The sequence below is a fragment of the Streptomyces sp. NPDC040589 genome, assembly GCF_055594445.1.
Genome location: NZ_JBVIWP010000001.1, coordinates 1437488 through 1450893 on the forward strand (window position 1 = coordinate 1437488; position 13406 = coordinate 1450893).

Annotated in this window: 14 protein-coding genes; 9 read left to right on the forward strand and 5 right to left on the reverse strand. The window is 70.7% G+C overall.

Annotated features, from left to right (window positions below; translation table 11 throughout):
- The first annotated feature begins 155 nt into the window (after nt 1-155).
- On the forward strand, nt 156-1280 hold the full coding sequence (locus tag ACZ58V_RS06665; protein WP_471288657.1) for a sensor histidine kinase: 1125 nt from the start codon (nt 156-158) through the stop codon (nt 1278-1280).
- Nucleotides 1277-1939 (forward strand): response regulator transcription factor, encoded by a 663-nt coding sequence (locus ACZ58V_RS06670; RefSeq protein ID WP_359887629.1) that lies wholly within the window; start codon nt 1277-1279, stop codon nt 1937-1939. Before ACZ58V_RS06665 ends, ACZ58V_RS06670 begins: the two co-directional genes overlap by 4 nt.
- Before the next feature lie 30 nt (nt 1940-1969).
- Here the strand turns inward: ACZ58V_RS06670 and ACZ58V_RS06675 are convergent, their stop codons facing one another.
- From ACZ58V_RS06675 to ACZ58V_RS06685, 3 genes are all read right to left on the reverse strand, one after another.
- A complete protein-coding gene (locus tag ACZ58V_RS06675) occupies nt 1970-2461 on the reverse strand; it encodes a hemerythrin domain-containing protein (RefSeq protein WP_471288659.1) in 492 nt (163 codons plus the stop codon).
- 62 nt (nt 2462-2523) lie between these two features.
- On the reverse strand, nt 2524-3711 hold the full coding sequence (locus ACZ58V_RS06680; RefSeq protein ID WP_468186396.1) for a M20 family metallopeptidase: 1188 nt from the start codon (nt 3709-3711) through the stop codon (nt 2524-2526).
- 67 nt (nt 3712-3778) lie between these two features.
- Nucleotides 3779-5332 (reverse strand): AbgT family transporter, encoded by a 1554-nt coding sequence (locus ACZ58V_RS06685; RefSeq protein WP_468186393.1) that lies wholly within the window; start codon nt 5330-5332, stop codon nt 3779-3781.
- A gap of 170 nt (nt 5333-5502) precedes the next feature.
- Here ACZ58V_RS06685 and ACZ58V_RS06690 point away from each other — a divergent pair, with 170 nt between their 5' ends.
- The 6 genes from ACZ58V_RS06690 to ACZ58V_RS06715 all read left to right on the forward strand — a co-directional run bounded on the left by ACZ58V_RS06690 (nt 5503) and on the right by ACZ58V_RS06715 (nt 10922).
- Complete coding sequence (locus ACZ58V_RS06690; protein WP_468186390.1) at nt 5503-6537, forward strand: Lrp/AsnC ligand binding domain-containing protein; 1035 nt, start codon at nt 5503-5505, stop codon at nt 6535-6537.
- A gap of 242 nt (nt 6538-6779) precedes the next feature.
- Nucleotides 6780-8078: a hypothetical protein gene (locus tag ACZ58V_RS06695; protein WP_471288661.1), complete on the forward strand. Its 1299-nt coding sequence runs from the start codon at nt 6780-6782 to the stop codon at nt 8076-8078.
- 1 nt (nt 8079) lies between these two features.
- On the forward strand, nt 8080-8427 hold the full coding sequence (locus ACZ58V_RS06700; protein WP_471288662.1) for a carboxymuconolactone decarboxylase family protein: 348 nt from the start codon (nt 8080-8082) through the stop codon (nt 8425-8427).
- Nucleotides 8428-8486: 59 nt separating this feature from the next.
- Nucleotides 8487-8846 (forward strand): SHOCT domain-containing protein, encoded by a 360-nt coding sequence (locus ACZ58V_RS06705; RefSeq protein WP_468188236.1) that lies wholly within the window; start codon nt 8487-8489, stop codon nt 8844-8846.
- A gap of 26 nt (nt 8847-8872) precedes the next feature.
- Nucleotides 8873-10177, forward strand: coding sequence for a cation:proton antiporter (locus ACZ58V_RS06710; RefSeq protein WP_471288664.1), 1305 nt, complete (start codon nt 8873-8875; stop codon nt 10175-10177).
- A 118-nt stretch (nt 10178-10295) separates the two neighbouring features.
- A complete protein-coding gene (locus ACZ58V_RS06715; protein WP_468186379.1) occupies nt 10296-10922 on the forward strand; it encodes an NADPH-dependent F420 reductase in 627 nt (208 codons plus the stop codon).
- A gap of 10 nt (nt 10923-10932) precedes the next feature.
- On the opposite strand, the gene ACZ58V_RS06720 is transcribed toward ACZ58V_RS06715, so the two are convergent.
- Nucleotides 10933-11169 (reverse strand): hypothetical protein, encoded by a 237-nt coding sequence (locus tag ACZ58V_RS06720; protein ID WP_031102696.1) that lies wholly within the window; start codon nt 11167-11169, stop codon nt 10933-10935.
- Nucleotides 11170-11330: 161 nt separating this feature from the next.
- On the opposite strand from ACZ58V_RS06720, the gene ACZ58V_RS06725 reads away from it, so the two are divergent.
- Nucleotides 11331-12149 carry a GNAT family N-acetyltransferase gene (locus ACZ58V_RS06725; protein WP_471288667.1) on the forward strand — a complete coding sequence of 273 codons (819 nt, stop codon included), beginning with the start codon at nt 11331-11333 and terminating at the stop codon, nt 12147-12149.
- On the opposite strand, the gene ACZ58V_RS06730 is transcribed toward ACZ58V_RS06725, so the two are convergent.
- The gene (locus ACZ58V_RS06730; RefSeq protein ID WP_468188232.1) at nt 12131-13153 is read right to left on the reverse strand and encodes a LacI family DNA-binding transcriptional regulator; all 1023 of its coding nucleotides are present in this window, start codon (nt 13151-13153) and stop codon (nt 12131-12133) included. The genes ACZ58V_RS06725 and ACZ58V_RS06730 overlap by 19 nt on opposite strands.
- Nucleotides 13154-13406 lie beyond the last annotated feature (253 nt).

Sequence of the window (13406 nt, forward strand, 5' to 3'; positions counted from 1 at the left end):
TCGTCCCCCGGCCGCAGGCACTTCGCGCTGCCGCCGACGGCGCACCCGTCTACCGCCGACGCGGCAGGCGGGGGTACCGGTACCGCGCCCGCGGTAGTTGGGCGCTCATGCCCCAGCGGGACTCGCCCCCGCCGGCCTGTGGCTAGGGTGCGCGCATGAACAGAGGACGGTTCGGTGTCCCACCCGGTGTCATGAACTGGGCTGTCGCCGTCGGCGTGGCGGTGGCGTTGCTGCTCGCCGGGCGGTCCGGGAAGCACTCCGGCACGGAACTCGGCCTGCTGGGCTGGGCGTTGCTGGCAGCGGGCGGTCTGGCGCTGGCCGCCCGCCGCCGGGCTCCCGTCCTCGTGCTGGCCGCCACCGGGCTGTGCGCGATGGGGTATCAGGCGGCCGGGTTCGACGTGCCGGTCGTCGCCTTCCTGTTCGCGGTGTACGCCGCGGTGCGAGCGGGGCACCGCACCGTCACGGTGATCGCGTCGGTGGTCATGGTGGCCGCGTTGCCGCTCGCCACCCTGGTCTCCCTGCACGACATGGAGGAGGCGTACGCGCGGGCCCGCGGCGCCCTGGAGATCGCGTGGCTGGTCGCGGCCGGTGCCGCCGGGGAGGCGCTGCGGCAAGCCGAGCGGCGGGCGGACGAGGCGGAGCGCACCCGCGAGGAGGCCGCACTGCGTCGCGCGGATGAGGAACGGCTGCGCATCGCACGGGAGTTGCACGATGCGCTGACCCATCAGATCTCGATCATCAAGGTTCAGTCCGAAGTCGCCGTCCACGTCGCCCGCAGGCGTGGCGAGCAGGTGCCGGAGGCGCTGGTGGCGATCCAGGAGGCGGGCCGGGAGGCGACCCGGGAGCTGCGCGCCACCCTCCAGGCCCTGCGCGACGATGACACCAGCCCGCCGTGCGGGCTCGACCACATCCCGGAGCTGGTGGAACGGGCCGGCCGGACGGGCCTGGAGGCGCACCTGGTGATCGAAGGACAGCGGCCCGACGTGCCGGCGGCGGTGGGCCGGACCGCCTACCGGATCGTGCAGGAGTCGCTGACCAACGTCGCCCGGCATGCCTGCGCGGCCACCGCGTCGGTCCGCATCGCCTACCACCGCGACTCCCTCGCGATCCGGGTCGACGACGACGGCGAGGCCACACCGGACAGCGCCCCGGTGCCCGGCATGGGGCTGCTCGGCATGCGGGAACGCGTCACCGCCCTCGGCGGCCGGATGCGTGCCGGACCGCGCGGCGAGCGCGGCTTCACCGTCCAGGCCGAACTCCCCCTGGAGCACACCTCATGATCCGTGTGCTGCTGGTCGACGACCAGCCGCTCGTGCGCAGCGGCTTCCGCGCGCTCCTCGACCTCGAGGAAGACATCGAGGTGGTGGCCGAGGCCGGCGACGGCATGGAGGGCCTGGCACTCGCTAGGGAACACCTGCCCGACATCGCGCTCGTCGACGTACAGATGCCGGTCCTCGACGGCATCGAGACCACCCGGCGCATCGCCGCCGACCCGGACCTGGCCGGTGTGCACGTCGTCATCCTGACCAACTACGGCATGGACGAGTACGTCTTCCACGCGCTGCGCGCCGGCGCCGCGGGCTTCCTCGTCAAGGACATCCTGCCGGACGACTTCCTGCACGCGGTGCGCGTCGCGGCCCGCGGCGACGCGCTGCTGGCCCCGTCGATCACCCGCAGGCTGATCGACCAGTACGTCACCCAGCCGCTCGCCACCGGTGCCGGCGCGGGGCTGGAAGAACTGACCAACCGCGAACGAGAGGCCGTCGCGCTGGTCGCGCGGGGGCTGTCCAACGACGCGATCGCGGACCGCCTGGTGATCAGCCCGCTGACCGCGAAGACTCACATCAACCGGGCCATGGCCAAGCTCCATGCCCGCGACCGGGCCCAGCTCGTGGTACTCGCCTACGAATCCGGCCTGGTCACTCCACGCAATCGCTGACCCCGCCGCGTACGCGGCGACGCGGCGCGGTCAGGAGCGGACGATGCGGCGCACGTTGTCCACCGCTCCGCAGCCCTCCTTCAGCAGGCGCTCACGCTCTGCCAGGAACGCCCCGCCCAGTTCCTCCCGTTGGTCCATGGCGACGTTCTCGCGGGCGCCGTTGAGGATGGTGCGCTCTTCCTCGTCGGTGTGGTGGGTGATGGCCTTCACCAGCTCTTCCAGCTTCTCGTCCCACTCCGCGGAGCCGACCTCGTCGACCTCCAGGAGTTCGAGAAGCGCCCTGTTGCCCTCCTCGTGCTCCTCCTCGCCGTGCTCGAGCTCGTCGTCGTCGATGTTCCGGTAGCGCTTGAGGGCGGGGTACACCTCGGACTCCTCCGCCAGCGCGTGCGCGATCAGCAGGTCGGCGAACTCCCGCAGGGCGGCTGCCCGGTCGGCTTCGACGCTGCGCATCAGGTGGAAGAGCTCCTCCATTCTTCCGTGGTCCTGGAGGATGAGTTCGACGACGTCTCGTGTCTGGGCCATGGGGCGGGCATCACTTCCGTACGAGGGACCTTGCCGGAACCGCCTACCCCCGCCCGCCGCGTTCAGCCCCGCGGCGGCTCCGTCAGCCGGGCCAGCAGGCCGGCGACCAGGGCCGTCTGGGCGGGCACCGTGTCGGGGTGGATGAACTCGCCCTGGGCGTGGGCACCGTCGCCGACCGCGCCCATGCCGCACAGGACCGGCAGGCCGAGGGCGGCGACGAAGTTGGCGTCGCTGGCACCGCCGACGGCGGCGGTGGGAAGGTCGGCGCGGCCCTGCGCGCGGGCGACGTCGCGGGCGAGGGCGAGAAGCGGGGCGGAGGCGGTGTTCAGGGTCATGGGCGGCCGGTTCCAGGCGTGGTCGACCTCGATGCGCACACGCGGGTCGCTGACCTCGATGGCGGCGAACTCGGCGTCCACGCGATCCTGTTCGGGCTCGCTGCCGACCCGGATGTCGACGCTGGCGGTGGCCCGGCCCGCGACGACGTTGGTGGCCGAACCGCCGCTGATCAGGCCGGTGTTGATGGTCGTGCCCTTCTCGGGGCGGGCGATCCTCGCCGCGGCGAGGACGAACTCGGACAGCGCGGTGATCGCGCTCGCCCCGTCCTGCGGGGCCAGCCCGGCGTGCGCCTCGACCCCGGTGGCGGTGACCTTGAAGATCCCGGAGCCCTTGCGGGAGGTCTTGACCGCGCCGTGGGCGGTGGGCTCCAGGACCAGCGTGGCGTCGGCCTTCCGGGCGGTCTCCTCGATCACCGGGCGGGAGGAGAGGGAGCCGATCTCCTCGTCGCCGTTGAAGAGGAAGGTGACGGTGGGCAGGGGCGTGCCGGTCTCGCGGGCCAGCCTCAGGGCCCAGATGCCCTGGGCCAGGCCGGTCTTCATGTCGAAGATGCCCGGCCCGCTGAGCTTCTCCCTTCCGTCGGGGCCGGCCGGCGGCTGCTGCCATCCGGCGAGCGTGCCGGCCGGCCACACGGTGTCGTAGTGGCCGACGAGGGCGACGTGCCCGGGTCCGGTGCCGTGGTACGTCAGGGTGAGGGTGTCACCGCACGCGCCGCCGTCGTACCGCTGCTCGCGGTCGGGCTTCCCCAGCCTGTGGACGGCCAGCTCGCGCAGGAGGTCAAGGCCCGCCGCGAGTCCCGGCAGGTCGTAGCTTCCGGTCTCCTGACGGACGAGGGCGAGGATGTCGGTGACGATCTCCGACGAGACCTCCTGTGCGCGGGCGGTGACGGCGGCGGGTGCGGGTGACGATGTGGTCATGACCGGCTTTCTCGTGTCTGTCGCACGTCTCGTACGACGGTGTCGGGTGGGCTGCTGAAGGGTCGGGTCAGCCGACGCCGAACGGGATGCCGAGCAGGTACCAGGCCACGAAGAAGGCGACCCAGACGATCCAGACGACGGCGGCGATCGGGATGGTGAAGGAGGCCAGCGTGCCGATGCCGGCGGACTTCTTGTGCTGCTGGATGAAGCCGAGGCACATGGCGAAGTAGGGGCTCATCGGGGTCACGCAGTTGGTGACCGAGTCGGCGACGCGGTAGACGGCCTGGGTGGTCTCCGGCTCGATGCCGATGAGCATCAGCATCGGGATGAGCACCGGAGCGGCCAGCGCCCACAGGGCGGAGCCGCTGGTGATGACAAGGTTCATGAAGGTGATCAGTACGGCGATGCCGACCAGCACGGTCCACCCGCTGAGGTGCATGCCCTTCAGCGTCTCGGCGCCCTCGACGGCGATGACGTTGCCGATGTTCGTCCACTTGAAGTAGGCGAGGAACTGGGAGATCGCGAAGAACAGCACGAGGATCGGGGCGTAGCTGCGGGCGCCCTCGACCAGCGCGTCGACGATGTCGTTCGCGGTGCGGAAGGTCCCGACGCCGCGCCCGTAGACCCAGCCGAGCAGGGAGAAGAACAGGAAGAGCACGACCGACATGCCGGTAATCACCGGGGACTCGACCAGGGAGCCGTGCTCACCGCGCAGCGGGGAGTCCGCCGGGACCATGGCTGCCGCGACGACCGCGACGAAGCCGAGCGCGGCCAGGCCGGTCCTGCGCAGGGCGCGGCGCTGTTCCGGGGTGACCTCGACCGCCTTCAGCTCCTCGGCGGTCAGCGCCTTGACCGGCTCGTCGGGGTCCAGGTCCGAGCGCCTGGCGATGACCTTCTCGACGACGACCGTGATGACCAGGGCGACCAGGACGGACGAGGCGAGGCCGAAGAAGTAGTTCGCGACCGGGGTGACGACGTGGTCCGGGTCGATGGTGTGGGCCGCGGCCGTGGAGATCGACGACAGCAGGGTGTCGGTGGTGGTGATCGCCGGTGAGGCGTCGTAGCCGGCGGAGATGGCGACGTAGGCGACGACGCAGCCGAGGACGGGGCTGCGGCCGGCCGCGCGGAAGACGAGCGCGCCGAGCGGGATGAGGGTGACGTACGCGGCGTCACCGGCGACATGCGCGACCATCGCCGTCATCGACAGCGCGAAGGTGAGGTACTTGCCCGGCACGCGCGCGACCATGCGGCGCAGCAGGGTCGTGAACAGGCCGCTGGCCTCGGCGACCGCGATGCCGAAGCCCACGATGAGGATGGTGGCCAGCGGCGGGAAGGTCGCGAAGTTGTCGACGGCCCCCTCGACCATCGTCGTCAGCCCCGCCTTGCTGAGCAGGCTCCGCACCTCGATGGTGTCGTGCGTTCCGGGGTGCAGGGTGCTGACACCGGCCGCCGCCAGGATCGCGCTGAGGACGATCACGACCCCGGCGAGTATCCAGAACAGCCAGAAGGGGTTGGGCAGCTTGTTGCCGACCTTCTCGATCGCCGCGAAGGCGCGGAACGCGGCACGCAGGGCTCTCGAGGGGGGCTCGGTGGGCCGGGGCTCGGTGGAGGTGGCGCTCATGGGTACCTCTTCGCGCATGAGGGGAGGTTTCGAGGCGACGCGCGGGGGACGCGTCGAGGGACGCTGGGGGACGTTCCCGCAAACCATGACAGCGAAGTGAGAGATTCTCTAGACCCTGCATGTAACAGTGGGATTAATCGGCAGGTGCCCGCGGTCTAAGGTGGGGCACCATGACGCGCCCTCTCCTCGACGAGCTCGACCGGCGCCTGATCGGGGCGCTGCACCTGGCCCCCCGGGCGACCTGGGACGACATCGGCGGGATCCTGTCCGCCGACGCCGGCACGCTGAAGCGCCGCTTCGACCGGCTGCACGAGGCCCGGATGGTCCGCGTCATCGGGCAGGCCGACTGGGGCATGCACTCCACGGCGATGCCGGTCCACGTCTTCCTGGACATCACCGGCGAGACCCCGCTGGCCGTCCTGGATCGGCTGCGCGCCCTCCCCCACCTCCAGCTGCTGGCGCAGATCTCCGGCGACTACCCCCTCTACGCCGTCGTCCACGCCCCCTCGGAGGCGGCCACGAGCGAGGCGATCGACCGGATGTTCTCGATCCCCGGCGTCCGTCGCGTCAACGCCTTGCCCGCGCTCAGCACCCTGCGCCGGGGCATCACCTGGGACCCGCAGTTCCTGACCGGCGGCGAGCGTGCCGGTCTCCTGGAGCTGACCGGCACGCGGCCGGAGGGCACCGCGACGGCGACGCCCCCCGACCGGCCGCTGAGCGAGTCCGAGCGCGCGGTCGTCGCCCTGCTGCTGCGGGACGGCCGTGCCTCCGCCGCGAGCATCGCCCGGGCCGCGGACCTGGCCACGTCCACCGCGCACCGCGTCGTGCGCCGGGCCCTGGACGAGCGCTGGGTCCAGCCCCGGCTGGAGATCGTGTCGGAGTGGCTCGGCTTCCAGACCCCGTTCATGCTGCGGCTGCGCGTCGAGCCCGGCGAGACCCCCGAGGTCATGCGCCGCATCGACCTGCTCCCCCAGACCCGCCTCGCCGCGCATGTCGCCAGCGACCTGTCCGTCCTCGCCACCGGCCTGGTCGCCGACCGCTCCGCCCTGGCCCGCTTCATCGACGGCGAGTTGGCGAGGATCCCCGGCGTCACCGCCGTCAGCGTGGCCGTCATGCTCGCGGAGCCGCGCCGCTACTGGCTGGACCGGGACCGGGTCACGGGGCTCGGGGAGTTCCACGCGCCGACGTTGCTGAGGCCGCGGTAGGGCTGCGACACGAGCGGGTCCGGTGGTCAGCCGTTGAGGATCCGACGCCACTGGCCCTCGAACTCGCGTATCCGTCGGCACTCCTTGCGCCTTCAGTTCGCGATGCGCCGTCCGCCCGCCCTCGATAAAGTTGGCAAACAGGAAAAACATCCCGAAAAGCAGCGCGAGGGAGACTTATGGATTCCTCCGACGGTTCCTCGTCTGCTTCGGAAGGCCGCGACCGTCCGGTCGGCGAACCTCCGTTGAGCGCCACGGAACGGGAGGAATACGAGCGGCTGCGCAAGGCTGCCTCCGTTCACCACCGGCGTCTGCGCTACACGGCGACCTCCGTGCTGCTGGTCCTCACCTTCCTCCTGGCGCCGCTGGCCGTGGTCGCCGCCTGGGTGGACTCGGAGGTCGCCGACACCGACCGGTACGTCCAGACCGTCGCTCCGATCGCCACGGAGCCCTCCGTCCAGAACACCGTGACCGACCGGCTCACCAAGCGCGTGGTCGACAACGTCGATGTCGCCGCCTTCACCGATGCCGTCGCGCGCACGCTGGAGCGGGAAGGCGCACCGCCTCGGGTGGTCCAGGGCGCCGATGCGCTGACCGGCCCGCTGAAGAGCGCTCTCGACTCGGCCGTCCACCGCATCGTGCAGCGGGTGGTGACCAGCGACCAGTTCGCCGAGGTGTGGGACGACACCAACCGACGGGCTCACGCCGCCGTGGTCAAGGTTCTCACCGGCGAGGGCGGCAGCGCCGTCCAGGCCGGTGACGACAGCATCGACCTGAACCTCGGCACCGTCGTCGACAACGTCGAGCAACGACTGGTGGACGCCGGGTTCGATCAAGCCTCGAAGATCCCCGACGTCGACAAGACGATCACCCTGTTCCAGACCGACAAGCTCGACGAGGCCCAGGGCGCCATGCGTCTGCTGAACGTCCTCGGCGTCTGGCTCCCGGTCCTGGTCCTGGTCCTGGCGGCACTCGCCGTCTGGAGCGGGCCCGCGCACCGCGTCGCCCTGCTGACCACGGCCATCGGCGTCGGGGTCATGATGATCGTGCTGCTCGTCGGCCTCGCCCTGATGCGCCAGATCTATCTGGACTCCGTCTCCACGACCGCCCTGCCTCAGGACACCGCGGCCGACATCTACGACATCTTCCTCCGCTTCCTCAAGAACACCACGGTCACGGTCCTGGTCATCGCGGTGATCACCGCGCTGGCCGCCTACCTGTACGGGCCCGGACGCGGCGCCCGGTGGATCAGACGCGCGGCGGCGGGCGGAACCGGGGCGACGGGCCGGTCCATGGCCCGCCACGGAATGCGCACCGGCGCCACCGGCCACTGGCTGGACGCGCACCGCAAGTGGACCACCGGCATCGCCATCGCGGGCGGAGCGCTCGCCCTGGTGCTGTGGAACTACCCCACCCCCGGGTCCGTGGCGCTCGTCCTCGGCATCGTCGTCCTCGTGCTGGCTCTTCTCGGAACCCTTGCCGCGGCCTCCGGGACGGCGCAGCCACGCCGGATGTCGCACCAACCACCAGGGAAAGGAGCCTGAGATGGCTGAGCAAGGGACAGGGGCGGGCGGCGTCGCCGCTCTCGCCGAGGCGAACGCGCCGGTGTTCGAGACGCTCATCCAGATGACGCTCGACACCTTCGAGCGGTCCGGGCTGGACGAGGAGACGTATCTGCTGGCACGCATCGCGGCTCTGGTGGCCATGGACGCCTCCGCTCCCTCCTACCTCCTCAACATCGGCACCGCCGCGGACGCCGGCGTGCCGCTGGAGAAGATCCAGGGAACGCTCGTGGCGATCGCCCCCGTGGTGGGCAGCGCCCGCGTGGTGTCCGCCGCGCGCGCCATCGGCGAGGCGTTCGGTCTTGACCTTCCCGGAGAGGAGGAGCGGTGACGGGCGACTATGTGAACCTGGCCTACGACTTCCCGATTCTCGGGGCCTTCTGGACGATCATGTGGATCTTCCTGTGGGTCATATGGATCTTCCTGCTCTTCCGCGTCATCGTCGACATCTTCCGCGACGACTCCCTGAGCGGCTGGGCCAAGACGGGATGGCTGGTCTTCACCATCGTCCTCCCCTTCCTTGGCGTCTTCGTCTACCTCATCGCCCGGGGCAAGGGCATGGGCAAACGTGAACAGGACCACGTCAAGGCCAAGATGGACGAGACGGACCGCTACATCCGCGAGACGGTCGGCGCCACCGGCCCGGCCAGCGAGGCGGACCAGCTCGCCAAGCTCTCGCAGATCCGGGCCCGCGGCGACATCTCCGACGAGGAGTTCCGCCGGGCCAAGGAGAAGGTCCTCCACTCGTGACCGCACGCCCTGACGGGTGAGGCACGGTGAGCGGCAGCGCGTGGGCGGGGGCGGCCGTGGCCGCCGTTACGGCGGGGTACGCCCTCTTCTCCCGGCGGCTGACCACGACCGTCGTGTCGGGGCCGATGGTGTTCACCGGCTGCGGGATCGCCATCGGCCCGATCGGGCTCGGTCTGCTCGACCTGAAGCACGACGCGGGCCCCGTGCTCACCCTGGTCGAAGCCGCCCTGACGCTGGTCCTGTTCACCGACGCGATGTCCGTACGGGGACGGGATCTGCGTATCGGCGGATTCCTCCCGGGCCGCCTGCTGGGCATCGGTCTGCCGTTGACCATCGGGGCGGGCTGGCTGCTGGCGTGGCCCCTGCTGCCGGGGCTGACCCTGTGGGAACTGGCCCTGCTCGGTGCCGTTCTCGCGCCGACCGACGCCGCTCTCGGCAAGACAGCGGTCTCCGACCGGCGTGTCCCCCCGCTGGTGCGCGGCGGCCTGAATGTCGAATCCGGCCTCAACGACGGTATGGTGCTGCCCTTCTTCGTGCTCTTCCTCGCGGCGCTGCCCGGAACCATGGCCTCGCAGGAGGGAGCCGCCGGGGTCTTCTGGCGGGCGCTGGTGCTCAGTACCGCGTGGGGACTGGTCGCGGGAGGGCTCGGCGGGTGGCTGTTGCGCTGGTCGCGTGCGAGGGGCTGGATCAGTGGTGACTGGCGGCAGACCTTCGTCCTGGCCGTGGCCGCGGGCGCGTACACCCTGGCCGTCGTCCTCGAGGGGAGCGGCTTCATCGCGGCCTGGGTGGCAGGCTTCGCCTTCGGTGTCTCCCTGCGGCGCGGCGGACCGGCGGAGGCACCGGCTGAGGCGTCGGCCGCCGTCGACGACTCCGCCGGTCTCGCCGGGCATCTCGCCGACCTTCTCGCCTCGTTGAGCTTCCTGGTCTTCGGTGCCGTCCTGCTCGGGCCGACGCTGGACGACCTCGACTGGCGGATCGTCGTCTATGCCGTGCTGAGCCTCACCGTGATCCGGATGCTGCCGGTCGCCCTCTCCCTGGCCGGGACCGGCCTGGCCCTTCCCACGGTCGCCTACATCGGGTGGTTCGGGCCGCGCGGCCTCGCCTCCGTCGTCTTCGGGCTTCTCCTGGTGGAGGAACACGTCCCGGGCCTTCAGCTCCTCGGCCGGGTGATCGCGGTCACCGTCGCGCTCAGCATCCTCCTGCACGGCATGTCGGCCGTGGTCCTCGCGAAGCGGTACGGCGCCTGGCACCGGAAGGCCGCCGACCGGCGACCACTGCGCGAGGACCTGCCCGGGGACTCAGAGGCCGGGCACTCGCCCACGGCACGGTAGGGCGACGACGGACGTGAGGGTCCCGGGTGGGCGACCACCGGACTAGGTCTTTCGTGCCGGGCCACCCGGGCCCGGGGCCCGATTCGCCGTGGTCCCGGCGGGGGCTACCGTCCCAGCCATGCGTATCGGACTACTTGGCACCGGCAACGTCGCCCGAGCACTCGCCCACGGCTGGAGCGCCGCGGGGCATGACGTCCTCCTCGGCTCACGCCGGCCCGGGGAACGGACGGACCTCGGGCTCCCCGTGGGGAGTCTGAGCGAAGCGGCCGCTCACGCGGAGGTCCTGGTCAACGCCACCCCGGGGACCGTCTCCGTGGAGCTGCTGCACTCGATCGGGGCCCCGGCGCTCGCCGGTATCCCGCTGATCGATGTCGGGGTCGGCCTCTCCGACGACTTCGTCGAGCTCTCGCACCCCAACAGCAGCCTGGGGGAACGGATCCAGGACGCGTTCCCCCTGACCCCCGTCGTGAAGACGCTGTGCACCATGGACTCCGCGGTGATGATCGCCCCGGGTGATCTGGACGGCCCGAGCACCGTCTTCCTCTCCGGCGACGACGCCGAGGCGAAGCGCACCACCGGACGGCTGCTCACCGACCTCGGCTGGCCGCCGTCGTCCCAGCTCGACATCGGCGGTATCCGCACCGCACGCGGACAGGAGCACTTCGCCCTGCTCTTCATGGGCATCGCGGGCGGGCTGGGCTCTCACACGTTCAACATCAACGTGGTCGCCCGCCCGGCTGTCTAGCGGGCGCGGCTCAGTCCCCGACGCACTTGGGGTACTTCGAGCCCCGGTTGCAGTCGTGGTAGTCGTACTTGCTGACCCTGAACTTCGTCTCGTCACCGGCCTTCGCCGGGTCAACGACCAGATAGAACTTCTTCCCGTCCTTGACCTTCTCGGTGACCTTGCCCTCCGGGCCCTTGTCGAAGTCCTGCGCACATCCGGCGAGTGCGAGGACGCTGACCGCCACGAAAGCGGTGGCGAGGCGACGCATGTCGTGCTCCGATCATCTTGAAAACGCAGCTCAGTGTAGGGGTGAGCGCCTCGCGGTTCGCGATCGAGAATCTTCCCGGGTGTGGATGAGAGAGGTCTGTGGAGGGCAGGGTGCGGAGTGCGTACAACTCCCTTGTCCCGCCACCGATCTGAGGGGTACTCATGCGCGACAGGCGTGATACGCGCGATCTCGCGGACTCGATCGAGTCGATGGAGCAACTCGCCGCCGTCTGGCGGGTGATGGTCCTCGACCGGGATCCGCGTGCGGATGTCCGCGACCTTCCCGGGATCGCCGTGCGGTGGGCCGACTGCCGGTTCGCCTTCTGGAACTGCGTGACGCTGACCGACGTCGGCGCGGACGCGGGGCTTCTGAAGCAGCGGCTGAACGAGGCGGCGGAGGTCATGCGGTCGAAGGAACGGTCCGGGTTCTTATGGGTCTTCGAGGATCTCCTCGACGGCGAGGCACGGGCCGTGCTCGGGGAGGCCGCCGGGGAAGCGGGGCTCGCCTACGCGTTTCCCGGCACCGGCATGGCGGGAGACCTGCTGCCCCTTCCCGAACCGGTCCACCCCGAGCTGACCTTCGCGCGCGTCACCGATGACGAGCTGCTGCGGGCTTACGCGGACATCAACTCGCGTGCGTACGGGTTTCCGTTGGAAGACGGGCGGGACGGGCTCGCCACGTCCTCGCTGTGGAAGAGCGAGGTGCACGCCTATCTGGGGCTACGGGACGGTACGCCCGTGAGCTGTGCCGCCACGGTGGCGGCACAGGGGCGGCTCTTCGTCATGATGGTCGCCACCGATCCGGAGTGGGAGCGGCGGGGATACGGGGAGGCGGTGACGCGCAAGGCGCTGTACGAGGGTGGTCGTGCCACCGGACTGACCCGGGCGACACTGCACGCCACCGCCGCCGGAGCGCCCGTGTATCCGCGCATCGGGTTCGAGCCGAACTCCCCGATGGGGTTCTACTCGCTCAAGGGCTGATCAGCCGGTTGGGCCACCGGTGCCGTCGTGGAACGGGGGATCACATGCGTCGGCAGGACCAGATGCCGGCCGTCTTCCCCCTCGGCGTCGCCGATGAGCTTCAGCGCCAGTTCGCCTGCCTCGCGCCCCATGTCCGACGGTGACTGGGCGACCGTGGACAGGTCGAACCAGTCCGCCAGCGGCTGGTCGTCGAAGCCGAGGACGGAGATGCGCTCGGGCACGGCGATCCGCGTCTTGCGCAGGTTCCAGATGAGGGCGACGGCGACCTCGTCCTGCTCGGCGAAGAGGGCGGTCGGCGGCTCGCGCAGGCTCAGCAGCGTGCCGAGCGCCTCGGCGGCGGCGCGCTTGTCGCCGACCCGGGTGGAGACCACCAGGTCGTCGTCGAGCGGGACGCCCGCCTCGGTGAGCGCCTGCTGGTAGCCCAGCAGCCGTTCGTCGGAGCTGAAGGTGAAGCCGCTCGCGCCCTGCGTCTGGACGAAGGCGATCCGGCGGTGGCCGAGGTTGAGCAGGTGCCGGGTGCCGTGCAGGGCACCGGCCACATCGTCGACGTAGACGCTCGGGCGGCCGTCGACGTGCTGGCTGACGTAGATCACCGGCATGCCGAGGTCGTCCAGCCGGGCCGTCTCCTCGTCGGTGAGGTCGAAGGAGAACACCAGGAGCGCGTCGGCGTTGCGGCGCGCCGGGAGGTGTTCGAAGAAGGCCGTGCGCTCGGCCAGGTCCGGGATCTCGTAGACGTTCAGCTGCAGGCCCGCCGCCCGCAGCAGCGGGGCCAGGCTGGACAGGGCGGATCCCATGAACCACGAGTTGAGCGTCGGGACCATCACCGCGACCGTCCCGGTCCGGCCCGTGACCAGGCTCGCGGCCTGCCGTGACACGGCGAAGTTCAGTTCGCGCGCGGCCTTCTCCACCCGGGCGCGCACCTCCGGCGACACCGTGGACAGGCCGCGCAGCGTGCGCGAGACGGTGGAGGTGGAGACCCCGGCCCGTTCGGCGACGTCGGCCATCGTGGGGTGCCGCTGAGCTGGAGGCATGGGCCGGACGTTAGCACAGGGATTCGCTCCCCCACCTCTGATTGTGACAGCGCTTTCACGGGAGTGAAGCCCAAGCAGTCAGCCGATTACCCCCGCGTAACGCATTGACTTCGGCAAAACACGCCCCTAGCTTGCAAGCGTTGTCCGAATGGCCCTGACGAGACCCCTGCAAGCTTCATCAGCATCGCCCTGACCTGCACATCTCCATCATTCATTCCGTGACAAC

What these genes read in the sequence shown, in the direction of transcription:
- ACZ58V_RS06665 (WP_471288657.1), top strand. Translation starts at nt 156, where the DNA reads ATGAACAGAGGACGGTTCGGTGTCCCACCCGGTGTCATGAACTGGGCT.
- ACZ58V_RS06670 (WP_359887629.1), top strand. Translation starts at nt 1,277, where the DNA reads ATGATCCGTGTGCTGCTGGTCGACGACCAGCCGCTCGTGCGCAGCGGC.
- ACZ58V_RS06675 (WP_471288659.1), bottom strand. Translation starts at nt 2,461, where the DNA reads ATGGCCCAGACACGAGACGTCGTCGAACTCATCCTCCAGGACCACGGA.
- ACZ58V_RS06680 (WP_468186396.1), bottom strand. Translation starts at nt 3,711, where the DNA reads ATGACCACATCGTCACCCGCACCCGCCGCCGTCACCGCCCGCGCACAG.
- ACZ58V_RS06685 (WP_468186393.1), bottom strand. Translation starts at nt 5,332, where the DNA reads ATGAGCGCCACCTCCACCGAGCCCCGGCCCACCGAGCCCCCCTCGAGA.
- ACZ58V_RS06690 (WP_468186390.1), top strand. Translation starts at nt 5,503, where the DNA reads ATGACGCGCCCTCTCCTCGACGAGCTCGACCGGCGCCTGATCGGGGCG.
- ACZ58V_RS06700 (WP_471288662.1), top strand. Translation starts at nt 8,080, where the DNA reads ATGGCTGAGCAAGGGACAGGGGCGGGCGGCGTCGCCGCTCTCGCCGAG.
- ACZ58V_RS06705 (WP_468188236.1), top strand. Translation starts at nt 8,487, where the DNA reads ATGTGGATCTTCCTGTGGGTCATATGGATCTTCCTGCTCTTCCGCGTC.
- ACZ58V_RS06715 (WP_468186379.1), top strand. Translation starts at nt 10,296, where the DNA reads ATGCGTATCGGACTACTTGGCACCGGCAACGTCGCCCGAGCACTCGCC.
- ACZ58V_RS06720 (WP_031102696.1), bottom strand. Translation starts at nt 11,169, where the DNA reads ATGCGTCGCCTCGCCACCGCTTTCGTGGCGGTCAGCGTCCTCGCACTC.
- ACZ58V_RS06725 (WP_471288667.1), top strand. Translation starts at nt 11,331, where the DNA reads ATGCGCGACAGGCGTGATACGCGCGATCTCGCGGACTCGATCGAGTCG.
- ACZ58V_RS06730 (WP_468188232.1), bottom strand. Translation starts at nt 13,153, where the DNA reads ATGGCCGACGTCGCCGAACGGGCCGGGGTCTCCACCTCCACCGTCTCG.